This window comes from Pseudarthrobacter albicanus, from assembly GCF_018224015.1.
Lineage (GTDB): Bacteria > Actinomycetota > Actinomycetes > Actinomycetales > Micrococcaceae > Arthrobacter > Arthrobacter albicanus.
Genome location: NZ_JAGPOT010000042.1, coordinates 17282 through 35866, shown reverse-complemented (window position 1 = coordinate 35866; position 18585 = coordinate 17282). Strand labels below are relative to the sequence as shown.

Here is an 18585-nt window from a genome sequence, read left to right as displayed (position 1 = left end):
AACCTAGGACGGCGGGAAGGTTAGCCGAAGTACTTCGGCAGGGTGGCCTCGTGGGCTTCGCGGAGCGCCTCGAGGGACAGGGTTTCGACGCCGTTGATCTCCAGCGTGCCGCCCTCGGCGTCCACGACGCCGATCCGGGTGTGCGCGAAGCCGCGGGCGGTGCACATGTCGGTGAAGCGGATCTCCTCGGACCGGGGCACGGCCACGACCGCGCGGCCCTGGGTCTCGGAGAACAGCGCCGTGAACAGGTCCACGCCGTCGCGGTCCAGGACATCCTGCAGTGCGATCCGGGCGCCCACGCCGTAGCGCAGCGCGGATTCCACGAGGGCTGCCGCGAGGCCGCCTTCGGAGAGGTCGTGGGCGGAGTCCACCATGCCGTCGCGGGACGCGTTGATCAGGATTTCACCCAGCGCGCGTTCGGCGGCCAGGTCAACCTTGGGCGGCAGCCCGCCGAGGTGTCCGCGCATGTTGGACCATTCCGAACCGTCCAGTTCTGCCGCCGTCGTACCCAGCAGGTAGATGGCCTGTCCGTCCTCGCGCCAGCCCGACGGCGTGCGGCGGGCGACGTCGTCGAGCTTGCCCAGCACGGCCACCACGGGGGAGGGGTGGATCGGTGTGGTGCCGGTCTGGTTGTACAGCGAGACGTTGCCGCCGGTGACCGGGATGCCCAGCACCATGCAGGCGTCGGACAGGCCCCGGATGGCCTCGGCCAGCTGCCACATGACCGCGGGGTCCTCGGGAGAGCCGAAGTTCAGGCAGTCGCTGACGGCCATCGGCACGGCGCCGGAGGTGGCCACGTTGCGGTACGCCTCCGCCAGCGCCAGCTGTGCGCCGTGGTACGGATCGAGGTAGGTGTAGCGGCCGTTGGCGTCGGTGGCCAGGGCCACGCCCAGCCCGGTTTCCTCGTCCACCCGGACCACGCCGGCATCGTCCGGGAACGCCATGGCGGTGTTGCCGCCGACGTAGCGGTCGTACTGCTTGGTGATCCAGGACTTGCTGCACATGTTCGGCGAGGAGATGAGCTCGGTCACGGCGGCGGCCAGGTCCGCGGGGGCGGAAGGGCGGCCGGCATCCTGCACGGAACCGGTGAAGGCATCGGCCTGCACGGCGTCCTGCCATTCGGGGCGGGCGTACGGGCGGTCGTAGACCGGACCGTCGTGCGCCACGGTGCGCGGGTCGACGTCGACGATGACTTCGCCTTCCCACGTGATGATCAGGCGGCCGGTATCGGTCACCTCGCCCAGCCAGGAGTACTCCACGGCCCACTTGTCCATGACGGCTTCAAAAGCGGCCACGTTTTCGGGGGTGACCACGGCCATCATGCGTTCCTGCGATTCGGACATCAGGATTTCGCCGGGGGTCAGGGTGGGGTCGCGCAGCAGGACGGACGTCAGCTCGACCTCCATGCCGCCGTCGCCGTTGGAGGCGAGCTCGGAGGTGGCGCAGGAAATGCCCGCGGCGCCCAGGTCCTGGATGCCCTCCACCAGGGACCCCTTGAACAGCTCCAGGCAGCACTCGATCAGCACCTTCTCGGCGAAGGGGTCGCCCACCTGGACGGCGGGGCGCTTGGACGGCTTGGTGTCGTCGAAGGACTCGGATGCCAGCACCGAGGCGCCGCCGATCCCGTCGCCGCCGGTGCGGGCGCCGAACAGCACCACCTTGTTGCCCTTGCCGGAGGCGTTGGCGAGGCGGATGTCCTCGTGGCGCATCACGCCGACGGCCAGCGCGTTGACCAGCGGGTTGCCCTGGTACACGGAGTCGAAGACCATTTCGCCGCCGATGTTGGGCAGCCCCAGGGAGTTGCCGTAGCCGCCGATGCCGGCCACCGCGCCGTGCATGACGCGGGCCGTGTCCGGATGGTCAATGGCGCCGAAACGCAGCGGATCCATCACGGCCACCGGGCGCGCGCCCATCGAGATGATGTCGCGGACAATGCCGCCGATGCCGGTAGCGGCGCCCTGGTAGGGCTCCACGAACGACGGCGAATTGTGGGACTCGATCTTGAACGTCACGGCCCAGCCGTCGCCCAGGTTGGTGACCCCGGCGTTTTCGCCGATCCCCACCAGCATGTCCTTCTTCATCTCGTCGGTCACCTTTTCGCCGAACTGGCGCAGGTGGTTCTTGGAGGACTTGTAGGAGCAGTGCTCGCTCCACATCACTGAGTACATGGCGAGCTCGGCGCCGGTCGGGCGGCGGCCCAGGACCGTGACGACCTCGTCGAACTCGTTCTGCTTCAGGCCCAGTTCGGCCCACGGGAGTTCGGTGTCCGGCGTTTTGGCCGCGTTTTCGACGGTGTCGATGTTGAACTTCTTGGTCTCGGTGATCGAGCCCGCTGACGTCTCCGTCATTTGTTGTCTCCCACGATCTTGTTCAGTACAGAGGTGAAGAAGCCGAGGCCCTCGGTGTCGGAGCCGATTTCGGGGCCGAAGCCGGCCTCCACCGCGTGTTCCGGGTGCGGCATCAGCCCCACCACGTTGCCGGCGGCATTGGCGATGCCGGCGATGTCGCGGCGCGAGCCGTTCGGGTTGAAGCCGACGTAGCGGAACACCACCCGGCCTTCCGCCTCGAGCGCGTCCAGGGTCTTCTCGTCGGCGATGTACTGGCCGTCCTGGTTCTTCAGCGGCACGGTGATTTCCTGGCCGGCGGCGTAGTCCCCGGTCCAGGACGTGGTGTTGTTCTCCACCCGGAGGAGCTGGTCGCGGCACATGAACTTCAATTGGTCGTTCTTGATCATCGAGCCGGGCAGCATGTGCGACTCGGTGAGGATCTGGAAGCCGTTGCAGATGCCGAGCACGGGAAGCTTGGCGTCCGAGTTGGCGGCGTCGATGATCCGGGACATCAGCGGCGCGAACCGGGCGATGGCGCCGGCCCGGAGGTAGTCGCCGTAGGAGAACCCGCCGGGGATCACGACGGCGTCGACGTCGCCCAGCGTGGTGTCGGCGTGCCAGAGGGCAACCGGGGTGGCGCCGGCCAGACGGACGGCGCGGACGGCGTCGCGGTCGTCCAGGGTGCCGGGGAAGGTGACGACGCCGATCTTCGCGCCGGCGAGGCTGCGCTCTGCGCCAGCGCCTGCGGCGGTGGCTTCGCCGATGAGGGGGAGTTCAGTCATCTCAGGCCTCGACGACCTCGACGTTGACGACGTCCTCGATGACCGGGTTGGACAGCAGGGTCTCCGCGGCGTTCCGGGCCTGGGCCAGGATCTCCTCGGTCACCTCGCCGTCAACCGTGAGTTCAAAGCGCTTGCCCTGTCGGACAGAGCTGAAGGCGGTGAAGCCGAGCCGGGGGAGTGCACCCACGATGGCCTTCCCCTGCGGGTCCAGAATTTCGGGCTTGGGCATGACATCGACAACGATCCGGGGCATCCGGCAACTCCTGTGCGTGAGCATTGGGTAAGGGCGCAGCGGAGTGGTGCCGTCTCACGCCGCACGGGCGCCTGGTCAACTTAGTGAACAACTGACAGGGCCAATGTAAGGACGGTGAACGGGCGCTCCGCGAGCTTGCATGCCCATTCTACCGGCCACCGTGCGTCCCGGCGCATTCGCGCGGCGGGCTCTGGTCCGGGATGCGCGACGTCCGTAGGATGGGCGCATGGCTGAGAAACCGAAGTCCGTGCTGTTGCCCGTGCTCGCCGCCGTCGTGTTTGCCGGACTGGGCCGGATGGTTGTGCAGAAGCTCAAGGCGGACCGTGCGGTCCGGGAAAGCAAGGTGGCAGGCCCCGTCGACGCGAAAACCCGGGCCTGGATCAGCGACGTGGTCAGGACCCCGCGGCAATAGCGCCGCCACAGGGCAGCGGCACCCGGGCACCCGGTCACTGCCGCCGCCTCCGCGCGCCGTCGCCGCCCTTGGAACGGTGCGACAAAAGGGCCCTTCGTGACGGTGTGGCGAATTTTTGTGACACATTTTGATTTGTCCTTGTGTTCGATCTCATATCTCGCTCTCAGTCTGTACTGTATGAATCGGCCGGTATCCGCCGGGGCCGCACGAGCCTGCGCTCGTGCGGCCCCGCCTGCCTGTTGAGCCCGGCAAGGTCGCTGGGACCATTCCTTATGAAAGGTTCATTCAGTCGTGAAATCACCAGGAAAGAGCTTCCTTCGAAGCGGGGGACTCCGGAGGGCCGCGGCGCTGACCCTGGGTTTGCCGGTTCTCCTGTCAACTGCCGCCATTGCGCCGGCCGACGCTTCGCCCCGGCAGGGCCCGCCGGCGGCCTCGGTTGCGCAGAAGAGCCTGGATCCGAACTCCTATAAGGACGGCCGCTACGTTGTGGTCCTGGCCGAAAAGCCGGCGGCCACCTACGACGGCGGCACGGATGGCCTGCCGGCCACCAAACCGGAGTCCGGGCGGAAGCTGGATGCGAAGCGGGCCGAAGTCAGGAAGTACCAGGCGCACCTCGAAAAGAAGCAGGCCGAGGTGGCCGGGCAGCAGAACGTCAAGATCCAGCGCCAGTTCACCGCGGCCCTCAACGGCTTCAGCGCCAGGCTGACGGCGGACCAGGCCATCAAGCTGGCGAAGGATCCGGGCGTCCTGGTGGTTGCCCCGGACACCGAAAACACGCCGGACTATTCCAGCACGGACTTCCTCAGGCTCAGCGGCGCCACCGGCACCTGGAGCACCAGGTTCGGCGGCCAGGACGCGGCCGGCAAGGGCGTCGTCGTCGGCGTCATCGACACCGGCTACACGCCGTCGAGCGCCTTCTTCGCCGGCGAGCCGGTTGCCCCCCTGGCCGGGGACCCCGTCGTCGGGGTCCCGTACCGTAACGCCGACGGCAAGATCGCCATGCTCAAGTCCGACGGCGAGACATTCGTCGGCGAATGCCAGAAAGGCGTGGAAACAGGTGCAGCCTTTGACGGCACCGCCTGCAACTCCAAGGTGCTCAGTGCCCGCTACTTCGCCGACGAGTTCGAGAACAACGTCCCGGCCGGGAGCCGCGCCGCCGAAGAACTGCTCTCCCCGGTTGATGTCGCCAGCCACGGAACCCACACGGCCAGCACCGCCGCCGGCAACGCCAACGTCGAGGCGGTCGTGGACGGCCGCAGCTTCGGCCTGACCAGCGGCATCGCCCCGGCCGCGAAGCTCTCCATCTACAAGGTCTGCTGGGAAGATGACGATCCCAACACCGGGGGCTGCTATTCCTCCGCTGCCATTGACGCCATCAACCAGGCCATCCTGGACGGCGTGGACGTGCTGAACTACTCCATCTCCGGCGCAACGTCGACCACCACCGATCCGGTCTCCCTCGCGTTCCTGTCCGCCGCCTCGGCCGGCATCTTCATCGCCGCCTCGGCCGGCAACACGGGTGCGGCGGCCGGCACCGTGGAACACGGCGCACCGTGGCTGACCACCGTCGCGGCCAGCAGCTTCTCGCAGGAACTGCAGGGAACCGTTGAATTCTCCGACGGCAGCAAGTACCGCGGCGCCAGCATCATGAGCGGCCAGGTCGCGAACGCGGGAGTGGTGCTGAGCGCCGACGCGGCAGCCGATCCGGCAGCCGCGGCAGACGAGCAGAAGGCCGCGTTCTGCGGCCCCGGCACCCTGGACCCGGCGAAGATCGCCGGGAAGGTCGTGGTCTGCGACCGCGGCGTCGTCGACCGCGTCGCCAAGAGCGCCGAAGTCAAGCGCGGCGGCGGCGCCGGCATGGTCCTCGTCAACCTGGACGACTCGTCGCTGGACACCGACAAGCACTCCGTCCCCACCGTCCATGTGAACCCGCCGGCCACCGGGGCCATCAAGGCCAAGGTCGCCGCCAACCCGGCCCTCACGGTCTCCCTCGTCAACAAGGACACCACCGGGGCGCCCCTCGAGGCCGAGCCGCAGATCGCCGGTTTCTCCTCCCGCGGGCCGCTCCTGGCCGCCGGGTCCGACCTGCTGAAGCCCGACGTTGCCGCTCCGGGCGTTGCGGTGCTGGCCGGCGTTTCACCGCTCGGCACCGGCGGGGACACCTTCGGGTTCCTCTCCGGCACCTCGATGGCGTCCCCCCATGTCGCCGGCCTCGGCGCGCTGGTCCTGGGCAGGAACCCGACGTGGTCACCGGCCGCGGTGAAGTCCGCCATGATGACCACCGCCGGTGACCTCAGGCTCGCCGACGGCACCAGGGACACCGACGTCTTCGCCACCGGCGCAGGCCAGGTGGATCCGGCGCGCGTGCTCGATCCCGGGCTGGTCTACGACGCCGGCTACGACGAGTACGCGGCCTTCGTCCAGGGCACCGGCCTGGACCTGGCCAAGCCCGGCATCGGGACCACCAGGCCCCGGGACATGAACGTCCCCTCCTTTGCCCTGGGCAACCTGGCCGGCAAGATCGAGGTCACCCGCACGATGACCGCCCTGACCCCCGGAAGCTACAAGGCCACGGCCGTCGTTCCGGGCGTGAAGGTCAGCGTGACCCCCGCCGTCCTGAACTTCAGCGCAGCGGGTGAGAAGCGCACCTTCAAGGTGAGCTTCGAGAACAAGGACGCGCCGCTGGGCCAGTTCGCGACGGGTTCGTTGATTTGGCAGGGCGCCGGCAGGACTGTCGCCTCACCGATCGCCGTCCGGCCGCAGTCGCTCGTGGCCGCCGGTGACGTGGCCTTCACCTCCGAAGGCGGCACCGGCTCCGGCGGCATCAGGCTCGTCTCCGGCACGAATGGGCCCGTCAGCATGACCCTCGATGGCCTCTCCAAGGCAGACTCCACCGGCGTCGAACTGGTCCCCGGTCCGTTCACCGGCGCAACGGATGCCTCGAACCTCGAAAAGACGGTCCAGGTCCCGGAAAACACCACGCTGGCGAAGTTCTCGGTGCTTTCCGCAGACCCGGACGCCGACTTCGACATGTACGTGATGACCCCCGAGGGCCCGCTGACCGTCGCGACGACGTCTGCCAGCGAGTCGGTGTCCCTTCCCAACCCGACACCCGGCACGTACACCATCTACGCGAACCTCTACGCCAGCCCCGGCGGCCGCGCCACGAAGGCGTCGGTGGACGCGGCGGTGCTTGAGGCCAACGTCGGCAATGCGACGCTCACGCCGAACCCGCTCCGGCTGTCCAACGGCAAGTCCGGGAAGGTCACGCTGGACTGGAAGGGCCTGTCCGCCGGCTCCTACCTCGGCCGCGCGACCTTCGCCGGAGCCAGCGATCCGAGCTTCGTCAGCGTCCTCGTGACCCCGGCCGGCACCGTGGTGGTTCCGCCCACCTCCGAGGACCAGGACAGCAACGACGGCCCCGGTGATGATGGCGACAACGGCGGCGCCGACGGCAAGGACAACAAGGACAAAAAGGAAAAGAAGGACAAGGGCAAGAAGGTGAAGAAGGAGAAGGGCAAGATCCAGAACGGGGAACGTCGCGCGGCTCCGAACGGCGCCATTTAGGCGGGCGGCAGCCCGTAGCAACGGTCCTGCAGCAATGGCAATGCCCGGCGGTTTCCACCGCCGGGCATTGCCGTTAAAGGCCATTGCCGTTTGAGTTCTCAGATGGCCCCGGTGGACCCGGCCACGCCGCCGAGCAGCGGGGCCATGGCGCGCCAGCGGGCGAGCTCGCAGCCGTCGGTGCGGCTGAACCGGCTGTGCACTTCGCGGCCCAGGAACCGGCCCGTCACGACGGCAACCTGCGGACCGCCGTATTGCTGGGTGCAAATTTTCGGCGGTCCCGGCACGGGGAAGAAGATCGCCTCCCCGTGCCGTTGCACGGACTCGAGGGCGGCGTCGGGATCCGGCAGGGTGGACGCGGCGGTGGGGGCGCCGTCCCTGGCCTCGAGCCGGAAGGTGCGCTCCGGGGCTCCCGGGGACTCCGTCAGGCGGATGGTGAGGTCGACGTCGAGCAGGCTGTGCCGGTCACCCGGGGCTGTCATGGCTGTCCTTCCGGGTGACTGGGCCTCTGCCGGCACCTGGCCCGGCACTTGTCCCCGGGCCGCCGGGGCCGGATGCCGCGACTGTGTCTACTGCATGGGGCAACCGCGCGAGCTCGGCCAGCAGCCGGCGCCGCAGTTCCTGCGACTCCGCGGCGAATCCCCGCTGGTACTGGACGTACTCGGCCTTGCCGTCCGGCGTCTCGATCCGAATGGCGGGGTAGCCCCAGGCGCTCAGGTCGTAAGGGGAGGCGCGCATGTCCATGGCCCTGATCCGCCAGGAGAGTTCGAAGCAGTCCATCACGAGCTCGCCGGGCAGTAACGGCGCCAGTTTGTAGGCCCACTTGTACAGGTCCATGTTGGCGTGCAGGCAGCCGGGCTGCTCCATGCTCCGCTGGTTCTCCCGGCTGGGCGCCAGGCTGTTCAGCCCAATGGCATCCGGGGTGTAGAAGCGGAAGGCGTCAAAGTGGGAGCACCGGATCCGGTTGTCCTCCACCACCTGGTCGGTGCGTTCTCCGCCGAGCCGCAGCCGGAGGTATTCGTGCCGCAGCTCGAACTTGTCCTGACGGTAGACCATCGCCCACTCGTGCAGCCCGAAGCAACCGAACTGGGCGGGCCGGCCGGCGGTTCCGCCGAGAATGACGGCGGCGAACTGCAGCGCATCCCGCCGGTCCCGCCGGAAGGCGTCGACGTCGACAATGACGGCCGCAGTTCCCGCCGGGATCCCGGCGGAGGCGAGTTCGCCGTCGTCGGGGGTGCGGTAATACTTCCAGCCGGTCCGCTCTGCCGCGGCGGGACCGGAGAGGACGACGCCGGCGCCCGGGTGCCAGCGCAGCAGCTGGCCGGGCTTCTGCGTGTAATAGGTGAAGAGGAAGTCCTCCACCGGGTGCTTCTGGCCGGCCGAGCGCCGGGCCAGGTAAGGGTCGGCGTAGCGCCGGACGCGTTCCTGGTAGGCGGCCTGGCGTTTCAGCCAGCCGTCCTGCGGGAGGTGTATCAGCTTAGCCAGCTCCACCGCTGGAGCCCAGGACGTCCTTGGCCGCATTCCAGGCGGCGATTTCACACCCGTCGCGCAGGCTGAAGCTGGCTTCCACCGATGTGCCGTCCACGACGCCGGTGACGGTTGCCTGCTGCGGGCCCCCGTACTGCTGCGTGCAGGCCTGGTCGGTCGCCCGCGGGGCAGGGCCGAGGATCGCGGGGTTGTTTTTCAGGGCGGTGCAGGCCGCGGCGGCGTCGGGGTGCTGGCTTTCGGCGGCCGGGGCACCGTTCTGGCAGACGAGCGTGAAGTTGGCGGGGGTTCCGGTCTCGGAGGGTTTGACCATGATGGCCAGTTCGGCATTGCCCTGCCCCGGCCCGGACGTCAGCGGCGCGGCAGACGGCGACGGGGCGGGGGCTGTCGTTTCGGTGTCCGGCGAAGGTGTGCCGGACGCCGGGCCCGTGGTGGCGCCGGTGGGTGCGCCCGTGGAGGCGGGGGCGGTGGAGGACGGAGCAGGAGGGGGCCCGCCCGTGCAGCCGGCCAATCCGGCCACGGCCAGCAGAACGAGTGCCGTGCGGGCCAGTTGCTTGCGCATCAGAAGTCCTCCTCCGTTTTGTGCACAGTCTACCTCCGGGGCCTACCCCCGGGGCGCGTCTCCCGGGGTGGCCTCTGGTGTGTGCTTGATGGCCGGTCTGGTGGCGGCGATCAGGTCCGTCATGGATGCGTGCAGCGCGGCCACCTGGTCCCGGGTCAGCCCCAGTTTGGCCATCATGGTGCCGGGGACGGCCAGCGCCCGTTGCCGGAGTGCGGCCCCCTCATCGGTCAGCCGCACGTCGAGGGTGCGCTCGTTGCCGTCCCGGCGCTGGCGGGTGATGAAGCCGGCCGTTTCCAGGCGGCGCAGCAGCGGCGAGATGGTCGCGGGCTCCTGGGCGAGGGCCTCGCTGATGTCGCGGACGGAGCGGGGACTGGACTCCCACAGACACAGCATGACCAGGTACTGCGGGTGGGTCAGGCCGAGCGCGTCCAGCACCGGCTTGTAGGCGCCGACGACGCTGCGGGAGGCCACGGTCAGGGCGAAGCAGAGTTGTTGTTCGAGCAGGAGATCGTCGTCGGCAGCGTTGCGGGGGGTGACGGGTGCAGGGGCGCCGGGGGTTCCGCGGGTCTTTTCGGTCACGTTGGTCATGCGGGCCTCCTCCTCCTGATAGTTAGTGCACTAATGATTAGCGTACACTGACGGGAGCATCTGGTTCGTTCCGAAGAGAGGATAGCGATGGCCAAGGGAAGCCCTGTCGAGAGGTTCATGCGTGCAACCGGGAGGATCCGGGCCATTCTGGGGCCGGCCAACCGCAGTTCCCTGCGGCACGAGATGACGGAGCAGAACAAGGCGTTGCTGGTGCAGCGGCAGGCCGAGACCCAGCAGTGGGAGACCGTGCGCCGGCCGGACGGCAGTACGTATGTCGTCCCTAGGAATCCGGACGACAAGTCCCTGCGCTAAAGGGCGTTTGCTGCGTTGCCGCCCCCTGTCAACGTCAACCCTGCCCGGGCTTTTTTCCGGCGCCGGGCGTAAAATAAGGGCACCGGCACAGCGAAGTGCTGCATCCGTTATCTACCGCGCGGCAAGGGAAGGGGGTGGGGAGAGTGGCACATGCAGCCATCCGCTTCATGAACGCGACCGACAGGCTGAAGTTTGTTTTCGGCCCCGCAAGCCACGGCGACAATTCAGCGCCGGTGGTTCACCGGCACGATGACTTCGAGCACGCCTCGGAAGAGGACCTTTCAACGTTCGAGGTGGAGACCGACTCGCAAGGGCATCACTACGCGGTGCGCAAGGAAGACCTCGGGAAAGAACAGACCTGACGGCGCTCACAAGGAGTGCGAAAAGGGAGCGGCACGTGCCGCTCCCTTTTTCGTGCGTGTTTTTCGTGGGTGCCGCGGGCTTCGCGGCCCGCAGTGCCGGTGTTGGGAAGGACTAACTCAAGTCATATCAGCGGCCGGTGCCGCCGTAGACGGTCGCCTCGTCCTCACTGTCCAGGCCGAAGGCCTGGTGGATGGCGCGCACGGCGTCGTCGAGCAGGTCGGCGTGAGTCACCACCGAGATGCGGATCTCCGAGGTGGAGATCATGTTGATATTGATTCCGGCGGCGGACAGCGCCTTGAAGAACCGGGCCGAGACGCCCGGGTGGGAGCGCATTCCGGCGCCGATCAGGGACAGCTTCCCGATCTTCTCGTTGTACTCGATGTTCTCAAAGCCGATCTCCGGCTGGGCCGCGCGGAGGGCGGCCAGCGCGTCCGCACCCTCAACGATCGGCAGCGTGAAGGAGATGTCGGTTTTGCCGGTGCCATGGGTCGAGACATTCTGGACGATCATGTCGACGTTGGAGTGCGCATCCGCGATCACCTGGAAGATCGCGGCGGCCTTGCCGGGGATGTCCGGAACGCCGACCACCGTGACCTTGGCTTCGGAACGATCGTGGGCAACGCCGGAGATGATTGGCTGCTCCAAGGCAACTCCCTCTTGGATGGTGATCTTGTCGTCGGCGCCGGGCAGGACCCAGGTGCCTTCGTTCTGGCTGAATGAGGAACGGACGTGCAGCGGCACCCCGAAACGGCGGGCGTATTCGACGCAGCGCAGGTGCAGGATCTTGGCGCCGGACGCGGCGAGCTCCAGCATTTCCTCGCTGGAGATGCGGTCGATCTTCCGGGCGGCCGGAACAACCCGCGGGTCGGCGGTGTAGATGCCGTCGACGTCGGTGAAGATCTCGCAGACGTCGGCGTCGAGAGCGGCGGCGAGGGCCACCGCCGTCGTGTCCGAACCGCCGCGGCCCAGCGTCGTGATCTCGTGGGTGACCCGGCTCATGCCCTGGAATCCCGCGACAATCGCGATGTGGCCTTTGTCCAGGGCAGTGCGGATGCGGTGCGGGTCGACGTCGATGATCCGGGCCTTGCCGTGGATGCCGTCGGTGATCATGCCCGCCTGGGAGCCCGTGAAGGACTGGGCCGAGGCGCCGAACTTGTTGATGGCCATGGCCAGCAGCGCCATGGAGATGCGTTCGCCGGCGGAGAGGAGCATGTCCATTTCGCGGGCGGGGGCCGAATCGGTCACCTGGGCCGCGAGATCGAGGAGCTCATCGGTGGTGTCGCCCATCGCGGAGACGACCACGACCACTTCGTCGCCGGCGTTCCGGGCATCCACGACGCGCCTGGCGACACGCTTAATGCCTTCCGCATCCGCCACCGAGGAACCGCCGAACTTCTTCACCACAAGGTGCTTGGTGACGGCGGCCGAAACGGGCAGCTCCTGCGGCTGCGGTCCGGGCTGGACTTCGGTAGTGGGCAAACTCATGCGCGCACCCTCACTGGATCATCGGGGTTCTGGGCCAAGCAACCAAACGGCGCGACGGCGTAACTTCTGAGGCCAGTTTATCGCCGGGAGCGCTCAGGCGTTGAATTGTGACCGAATCGCAGACCGCCCGGCTCCGCCGCCCCCGGGCATGCCCTCTCTTCGGGCTCAGCAATGGACATGTCCCCCGGCCACCCGGGACATGCTCCCCGCTGGAACCAGGGGATGGGCATATTGGCATTATGTCCAGTCCTTGGCGCCAAGGGTGGACATGTCCATCGGGGCGGGGTGGGCATGTCCGGTGGGCCAAGGGTGGACATGCCCGGCGGAGTGGGGCGGACAGATCCTGCGGGGCCAGCCGGGACCACGGCGGCGGAGCGGTTGCGGCCCGGCAGCAGCTCAGCTCAGCGCGTTGCGTCGGCCTTCGAAGGCGCGGCCCAGGGTGACTTCGTCGGCGTATTCGAGGTCCCCGCCCACGGGAAGGCCGGACGCCAGCCGGGTCACGGCGATGCCGATTGATTTGAGCATCCGCGCCAGGTAAGTGGCCGTGGCCTCGCCCTCGAGGTTGGGGTCGGTGGCGATGATGATTTCCTGGATGGCGCCGTCGTTGAGGCGGGTGAGGAGCTCGCGGATCCGGAGCTGCTCGGGGCCGATGCCGGCAATCGGGTTAATCGCGCCGCCGAGGACGTGATACCTGCCGCGGAAGGACCGCGTGCGCTCCACGGCCAGCACGTCCTTGGACTCCTCGACGACGCAGATGATCGAGGGGTCCCGCCGCGTGTCGCGGCAGATATTGCAGAGTTCCTGCTCGGTGACGTTGCCACAGACCGTGCAGAACTTGACCCGCTCCTTCACCGTGGTGATGGCGTCGACGAGCCGCTTCATGTCCTGCGGATCGGCCTCGAGGATGTGGAAGGCCAGCCGCTGGGCGGACTTGGGCCCGATGCCGGGAAGGCGTCCCAGCTCGTCGATCAGCTCTTGAACTGCACCTTCGTACACAATTTCCTCGTTCGTTTGGGGGTGGGGCGGTGTCCGCTACGGGCCGGCTAGAACCGCGGCGGCAAAGGACTTCCGTCCAGGGAACGCTCTTCAACAAGCTTTCCGCCCAGAATGCGTTCGACGGCGGCGCGGCCGAAGACGCCCGATTCCTCGATCGTTTCGTCGTCGGCGCTGGGGATGTCCTGGACGTGGGCTGTGGCCGATACCGCCGCCCGGGACGGTGCCTTCGCGCGTCCGGCCTCGGCTTCCGGGCTGTTGGACAGCCGCTGGTACAGGCTTTGACGGCCCGTAGGAGCCGGCGCGGCGGGGGCCGCGGGCGCCGAAACCGGAGCGGCGGCCGATACCGTGGCGGCCGATACCGGAGCCGCGGCCGGCACCAACTGCGGCGGCGCCCAGCCGTCCGAAACCTCAGGGGCAGGGGCGGCCGGCATCGCCGGGGCGCCGATATCCTGCGGGATCTGGGCGGCTGCCGGTTCGTAGTGCTGCGGCTCCGGCTCCGGTGCGTGCCCGGGTTCCGGTGCGTGCCCGGGTTCCGGTGCCGCCTCCGAGGGGGTGTGGCGACCGACGTTGGTGCCTGCGCCGACGGTCCAGATCCCGGGGGACTGCTCGACGGCGCGCGCCCAGAGGTCATCGGAAGCTTCCGGCGCCGAGGACGCCGCAGTCCCGGTCGACGGGGTTGGGGAGCCGGATGGCGTGGCTGCCCTCTTCCGGGCGGGTGTGAGGGAAACAGTCGGCGGGGCAGACAGGGCCGTTGCCGTCGTCGAGGGGCTCCAGTCCATCGGAGGCTCCTCGTCAAGCGGCGGCGCATCTTCGTCCCGCGGCGGCCCCCAGTCGTCGTCGTAGGCAAACGAGCCCGCGGATTCGCCGGGATCAGCAAGCGCGGCGGGCTGTCCGCCAGCAGGGGCGGCGGATGCGGGTACCGGCGCTGCCTCTGGCTGTGCAGCGGCCGGTGTCGGGGGCAGTTGCGCCGGTGAAGCGGATGCCGGGGAAACGGGCGACGGCGCGGCCCCGGGTTCGGCAGGACGGCCAGCCGGCGGCGCGGACGGCCGGGCCTCCGGTGTTAGGCCCCAGGCGGCATCAGCGGACGTCGCCGGAGTGTCCGGGCTGGCGGGTGCTTTTGGGTTTGGCTCAGAGCTCGCCGCAGTGTTGGCTCCGCCGGCCACGGCGTTGATCTGGCAATCGATGCCGATCGTCTTGTGGATCGCCTGCCGCAGGTTCTCGGCATGGTCCGCCCGGCCGAAGGCTCCGGCGAGCCCGGAGGTCGTGAACGCGAGCGTCAGGACCTGGCCCTCGAAGTGGCCGACCTGCGCGTTTGGTTCCACCAGCGCCCAGGTGCTGCGTTTGATCTTGGTCAGTGTCTGCAGGATCTCCGGCCAGGCGCGGCGGAGGACCTCGACGTCGGCACCCGGGCCGGCGGCGGGGGCGGCAACAGGCGCAGCCGCCGCGACGGTCCGGGATTGCACCGGGGCGGTCTGTGCAGGTTCGGGCGGCAACGGGCGCGTAGGTGCAGTCTGTCCCATAGGTGCAGTCTGTCCCATAGGTGCCTGCGGTGCCGCCTGGACAGAGGTGGCCTGCGCAGGCGGGACCTTGTGGGCAGCGGCGGGCTCGTCCACGGGCCAGTCGCTCGTGCTGACGCGCGGTGCCCGGAGCGGTTCCCGGACCGGCTCCTCGGCGCGGGCGGCGGGTGCGGGGGCAACTGCGGGCTCGGCGGACCGGACGGCGGCCGGTGCAGAGTTGGCGGGCGCGACAGCGGCCGGGGGTGCGGCGGCGGCCGGGGGTGCGGCGGCGGGGGCCGGGGCCCCGACGTCGTTCCCCGCGTAATTCAGGCGGCGCTCCACACGGTCGATCCGGGCGGCAATGCCTCGCTCGGTCTGTTCCGAGCTCGGCAGCAGGATGCGGGCGCAGAGCAGTTCGAGGTGCAGCCGCGGCGAGGTGGCCCCGGTCATCTCGGTGAGCGCTGTGTTGGTGACGTCCGCCGCGCGGGACAGTTCGGCCGCGCCCAGGTTGTGCGCCTGGTTCCGCATCCGGGCGATCTGGTCCGCGGGCATGCCGCGGAGGATGGACTGTGCGCTCTCGGGCATCGCCTGGACGATGATCAGGTCACGGAAACGCTCCAGCAGGTCCTCCACGAAGCGCCGGGGATCGTGTCCGGTCTGGATGACCCGGTCCACGGCCCGGAACACGGTGGCGGCGTCGGAGGCGGCGACGGCCTCGACCACATCATCGAGCAGCGAGGCATGGGTGTAGCCGAGGAGCGCGACGGCCAGTTCATAGTCGAGCCCGGCCGGTCCCGCGCCGGCCATGAGCTGGTCCAGTACGGAGAGCGAGTCGCGCACGGAGCCTCCGCCGGCACGGATGACGAGGGACAGCACGCCGGGCGCCACCGGGACGTTCTCCTGCTGGCAGAGCAGTTCCAGGTACGCCATGAGGGGCTCCGGCGGCACGAGCCGGAAGGGGTAGTGGTGCGTCCGGGACCGGATGGTGCCGATGACCTTGTCCGGCTCGGTGGTGGCGAAAATGAACTTGATGTGCTCCGGCGGCTCTTCCACGATCTTGAGCAGGGCGTTGAAGCCTGCCGACGTGACCATGTGGGCCTCATCGATGATGAAGATCTTGTAGCGGTCACGGACCGGGGCATAGGTGGCCCGTTCACGCAGGTCGCGGGCGTCGTCCACACCGCCGTGGCTCGCGGCGTCGATCTCGATGACGTCCAGGGAACCGGATCCGCCGCGGGCCAGTTCAATGCAGCTGGGGCACGTGCCGCAGGGGGTGTCCGTGGGGCCCTCGGCGCAGTTCAGGCAGCGGGCCAGGATGCGCGCGGAGGTGGTTTTCCCGCAGCCCCGCGGGCCGGAAAACAGGTAGGCGTGGTTGACGCGGTTCTTGCGCAGGGCCGTCATCAGCGGCTCCGTGACGTGTTCCTGCCCGATAACGTCCGCGAACGAATCCGGGCGGTATCTGCGGTAAAGGGCGGTAGTAACAGTCACAAATAAACCCTACCAATCGGCACAGACATAAAAGACCCCCCATGCACCCGCCAGAGCCCATTTACCCTTGCTACCTTCCGGTCCTGGGGGAGTTCAACAGGATGACGCCACATGAGGGGCCGCCAGTAAGCTTACCCGACGTTTGAGTGTGCCCCGAATCGGCCCGTTTTCGCCCGGATCCCCGCGGGACATGCCCATTTTTCGGGACCAGCGACGGGCATGATGGGCCTATGTCCATCCCTCGCGGACAGGGTGGGGCATGTCCCCTTGCAGGAGGCGCTTTGTGAGGGCTTGGGGGCCCAATTGGGCGATGCCGGGAAGATCAGGTAGTCTAGTATCTGCTTTTGATTCAGAAGCTACTGGAGAATTCGCCTAGCGGCCTATGGCGCACGCCTGGAACGCGTGTTGGGTTAACGCCCTCGGGGGTTCAAATCCCCCATTCTCCGCGTCTGGCCCCGGTCCCCTGGACCGGGGCCTTTTTGCGTCTTGCGACCTGTCGCAGCGTGCGAGCACGGCGAGCGCGCCCCGCAGGGCCCCGGTTCAGGACTGGTAACCCAGCCTGGCGAGGCGGTTCCGGGCAGCCTGTTCGCTCGGGCCCACCCGGCCCAGGGCCAGATGGACGACGGCGAGTGCCACCTTGGTGGCCAGTCTCACCGGCAGCGGGATGGGGCCCAGCCGGGCGGTCCGCAGTCCCAGCAGCTCCCGGTACTTGGGCTCGAGGCTGGTCACGGCGGCGGCAAACAGCACCCGGTAGCCCCGCCTGAGCGACGGGTGGAGTGGGGGATTGCGGATGAACGCTACAGTCTCAGCGACCCGGGCGTCCGAGCGGAGCTCGCCGTCGTCGTACCAGCGGTCCAGCTGCCGGCGCATTTCCGCCTCGCTCAGCGGCGGACAGTCCACGCCCATCAGCCGGCCGGCCTGGGCCCATTCGCGGACATACGCATCAGGGCCGCCCGGGATCGGCCTGCCCACAGCTTATGGGCGGAGAGGAATGCATCGGTGAAGGCTATATGGACCCAGCGGAGGAGCTCGGGATCGTTGGCGGCGTAGCTCCGGGTGACGCCGTGGCCGTCCACATATTCCCCCCTGACCGTGCCGTGCAGCCGGAGCACCCAATCGGACGCTGAGCGGGCCGCGGCCGTCGAGCCGTAGGACACGGTGAAGATCCACCGGATGGTCCCCGCCAGCCGGCCCAGGGGGTCCTCGCGGAAGCGGGAGTGGTCGTGGACGCCTGCAAGGGCGCCGGGATGGAGCGACTGCATCAGCAGGGCGCGGATGCCCGCCACGATCGTCGGCATGTCCCCGTGCACGGCCCAGACCGCCGAGCCCGGCAGATGGTAGCCGGCGTCGTCGCCTTCCGCCAGATGGGGTACCCACTCCGGCACGGCGTCGCGGGTCCCGGTGAGCGTGCTCTTGAGTTCGGCCTGCCATTCCCTGCGGACATTGCGCATGGTCAATTCTCGCGCACTTGCAGGCGCTCCACTGAACCGCTGCTCACCAGCTGCCTTGGATATCTGGCAACCACCGTAACTGCCCGAACGGATTCCGGGGACAGCAACGCGGGCGTCCCCAAACGAGCGCGGTTGGGGGGTTCACAGGCCCGGCCACTTGTGTTCCCATAGGATCGTGAGCCCGTCGAGATTGGGGTCTGGCAGGCATATTGCGGGAGTCACCTCGTGGAAAATCACTGGGGAAACGGAACCGAAAAGCGCTCTGGCGGACCTTGGCCAAAGCTTGCATGGATATTGGGCGTGTGTGCTGTTTTGGCGCTGGCCATGTTGGCGGTTGTATCCCTCGGACCGCAACTCGCTCCGCTCGATAGCGGGTTGCAGGCACCAGCGGGAAAAGCCAGTCCCGCCACGGGGTCTGCCGCGACCAAGACCGGCAGCGGGTCCGGGCGGTCCTCCCCGGGAATGTTTACCGCGGACGTAAACGCCCTCGTTCCCGTGAACCGTTCTGACGTCACGACAACGTCTAAGGACGGCAAGCACGAAATGAAGCTTGCGTCCTTTGGCTTGCGGCGTCCGCCGTTGGGGTCTCTGATGGCGCCTCTGGAGACGCTGACCGCAACGTCGCCATTCGGGCTCCGGGTCAGTCCCCTCACTGGTTCCGCGGGAGAGTTCCACTGGGGCCAGGACTACGCCGCACCGTGCGGCACCCGGGTTTACGCGGCCGACGCCGGCGTGGTCAGGGCCGTTGGGTGGCACCCGTGGGGCGGCGGCAACCGTGTGGAAATCGACCACGGAAACGGGCTGATAACTACCTATAACCATCTGCAGGCAATAGCCGCAAAGAAGGGTGAGTCGGTCCAGGTGGGCGAGGTGATCGCAAAAGTTGGCACCACGGGCTCATCCACCGGTTGTCACCTTCATTTCGAGACCATCCTGAATGGTGCCCACACCAATCCGCTACGGTGGACGCTCATGCCGATCAAGCAGCTCGATCCACTCGGGAACATCGAGATGACCAGCT

The 18585-nt window shown here is 68.3% G+C and carries 14 protein-coding genes, 1 tRNA gene, 1 other RNA gene and 2 pseudogenes; 6 read left to right on the top strand and 12 right to left on the bottom strand.

The features are described from left to right. Positions 1 to 20: 20 nt before the first annotated feature. From purL to purS, 3 genes are read right to left on the bottom strand one after another with little or no spacing between them, the layout of a single operon-like run. Entirely contained in the window at positions 21 to 2348 is a 2328-nt protein-coding gene (purL, locus tag J9611_RS11065) for a phosphoribosylformylglycinamidine synthase subunit PurL (RefSeq protein ID WP_211880146.1), read from the bottom strand. Beyond that, on the bottom strand, positions 2345 to 3109 hold the full coding sequence (purQ, locus tag J9611_RS11060; protein WP_211880144.1) for a phosphoribosylformylglycinamidine synthase subunit PurQ: 765 nt from the start codon (positions 3107 to 3109) through the stop codon (positions 2345 to 2347). The genes purL and purQ overlap by 4 nt, the downstream gene beginning before the upstream one ends. A 1-nt stretch (position 3110) precedes the next feature. Continuing rightward, on the bottom strand, positions 3111 to 3362 hold the full coding sequence (gene purS / locus J9611_RS11055; RefSeq protein WP_011690410.1) for a phosphoribosylformylglycinamidine synthase subunit PurS: 252 nt from the start codon (positions 3360 to 3362) through the stop codon (positions 3111 to 3113). A gap of 226 nt (positions 3363 to 3588) precedes the next feature. On the opposite strand from purS, the gene J9611_RS11050 reads away from it, so the two are divergent. Together J9611_RS11050 and J9611_RS11045 are read left to right on the top strand one after the other, a co-directional pair. Continuing rightward, complete coding sequence (locus tag J9611_RS11050; RefSeq protein WP_211880142.1) at positions 3589 to 3774, top strand: hypothetical protein; 186 nt, start codon at positions 3589 to 3591, stop codon at positions 3772 to 3774. Between the two features lie 291 nt (positions 3775 to 4065). Further along, the gene (locus J9611_RS11045) at positions 4066 to 7341 is read left to right on the top strand and encodes a S8 family serine peptidase (RefSeq protein ID WP_443701378.1); all 3276 of its coding nucleotides are present in this window, start codon (positions 4066 to 4068) and stop codon (positions 7339 to 7341) included. A 98-nt stretch (positions 7342 to 7439) separates the two neighbouring features. Here J9611_RS11045 and J9611_RS11040 read toward each other — a convergent pair whose 3' ends face one another. From J9611_RS11040 to J9611_RS11025, 4 genes are read right to left on the bottom strand one after another with little or no spacing between them, the layout of a single operon-like run. After that, positions 7440 to 7820, bottom strand: coding sequence for a serine protease inhibitor (locus tag J9611_RS11040; RefSeq protein ID WP_211880140.1), 381 nt, complete (start codon positions 7818 to 7820; stop codon positions 7440 to 7442). After that, positions 7804 to 8859: a 3-methyladenine DNA glycosylase gene (locus J9611_RS11035; RefSeq protein ID WP_246527661.1), complete on the bottom strand. Its 1056-nt coding sequence runs from the start codon at positions 8857 to 8859 to the stop codon at positions 7804 to 7806. The genes J9611_RS11040 and J9611_RS11035 overlap by 17 nt, the downstream gene beginning before the upstream one ends. After that, on the bottom strand, positions 8816 to 9385 hold the full coding sequence (locus J9611_RS11030; RefSeq protein ID WP_211880138.1) for an SSI family serine proteinase inhibitor: 570 nt from the start codon (positions 9383 to 9385) through the stop codon (positions 8816 to 8818). The genes J9611_RS11035 and J9611_RS11030 overlap by 44 nt, the downstream gene beginning before the upstream one ends. A 42-nt stretch (positions 9386 to 9427) precedes the next feature. Next, on the bottom strand, positions 9428 to 9973 hold the full coding sequence (locus tag J9611_RS11025) for a MarR family winged helix-turn-helix transcriptional regulator (protein WP_211880136.1): 546 nt from the start codon (positions 9971 to 9973) through the stop codon (positions 9428 to 9430). A gap of 87 nt (positions 9974 to 10060) precedes the next feature. Here J9611_RS11025 and J9611_RS11020 point away from each other — a divergent pair, with 87 nt between their 5' ends. After that, positions 10061 to 10285, top strand: coding sequence for a hypothetical protein (locus J9611_RS11020; protein WP_211880134.1), 225 nt, complete (start codon positions 10061 to 10063; stop codon positions 10283 to 10285). A gap of 167 nt (positions 10286 to 10452) precedes the next feature. Beyond that, the gene (locus J9611_RS11015; protein ID WP_211880171.1) at positions 10453 to 10647 is read left to right on the top strand and encodes a hypothetical protein; all 195 of its coding nucleotides are present in this window, start codon (positions 10453 to 10455) and stop codon (positions 10645 to 10647) included. Between the two features lie 127 nt (positions 10648 to 10774). Here J9611_RS11015 and J9611_RS11010 read toward each other — a convergent pair whose 3' ends face one another. The 4 genes from J9611_RS11010 to ffs form a co-directional block, all read right to left on the bottom strand. Beyond that, positions 10775 to 12133 (bottom strand): aspartate kinase, encoded by a 1359-nt coding sequence (locus tag J9611_RS11010; RefSeq protein ID WP_211880132.1) that lies wholly within the window; start codon positions 12131 to 12133, stop codon positions 10775 to 10777. 396 nt (positions 12134 to 12529) lie between these two features. Beyond that, entirely contained in the window at positions 12530 to 13129 is a 600-nt protein-coding gene (gene recR, locus J9611_RS11005; protein WP_211880130.1) for a recombination mediator RecR, read from the bottom strand. A gap of 47 nt (positions 13130 to 13176) precedes the next feature. After that, the gene (locus tag J9611_RS11000) at positions 13177 to 16113 is read right to left on the bottom strand and encodes a DNA polymerase III subunit gamma and tau (RefSeq protein ID WP_211880128.1); all 2937 of its coding nucleotides are present in this window, start codon (positions 16111 to 16113) and stop codon (positions 13177 to 13179) included. A gap of 27 nt (positions 16114 to 16140) precedes the next feature. Beyond that, positions 16141 to 16237, bottom strand: an RNA gene (ffs, locus tag J9611_RS10995) — signal recognition particle sRNA small type. Positions 16238 to 16474: 237 nt separating this feature from the next. Here ffs and J9611_RS10990 point away from each other — a divergent pair. Continuing rightward, positions 16475 to 16559: transfer RNA gene (locus tag J9611_RS10990), tRNA-Ser, on the top strand. Between the two features lie 94 nt (positions 16560 to 16653). Here the strand turns inward: J9611_RS10990 and J9611_RS10985 are convergent. Further along, positions 16654 to 17564: pseudogene (locus J9611_RS10985) on the bottom strand (oxygenase MpaB family protein). Between the two features lie 324 nt (positions 17565 to 17888). On the opposite strand from J9611_RS10985, the pseudogene J9611_RS22490 reads away from it, so the two are divergent. Continuing rightward, positions 17889 to 18509: pseudogene (locus tag J9611_RS22490) on the top strand (M23 family metallopeptidase); the annotation flags it as partial. Positions 18510 to 18585 lie beyond the last annotated feature (76 nt).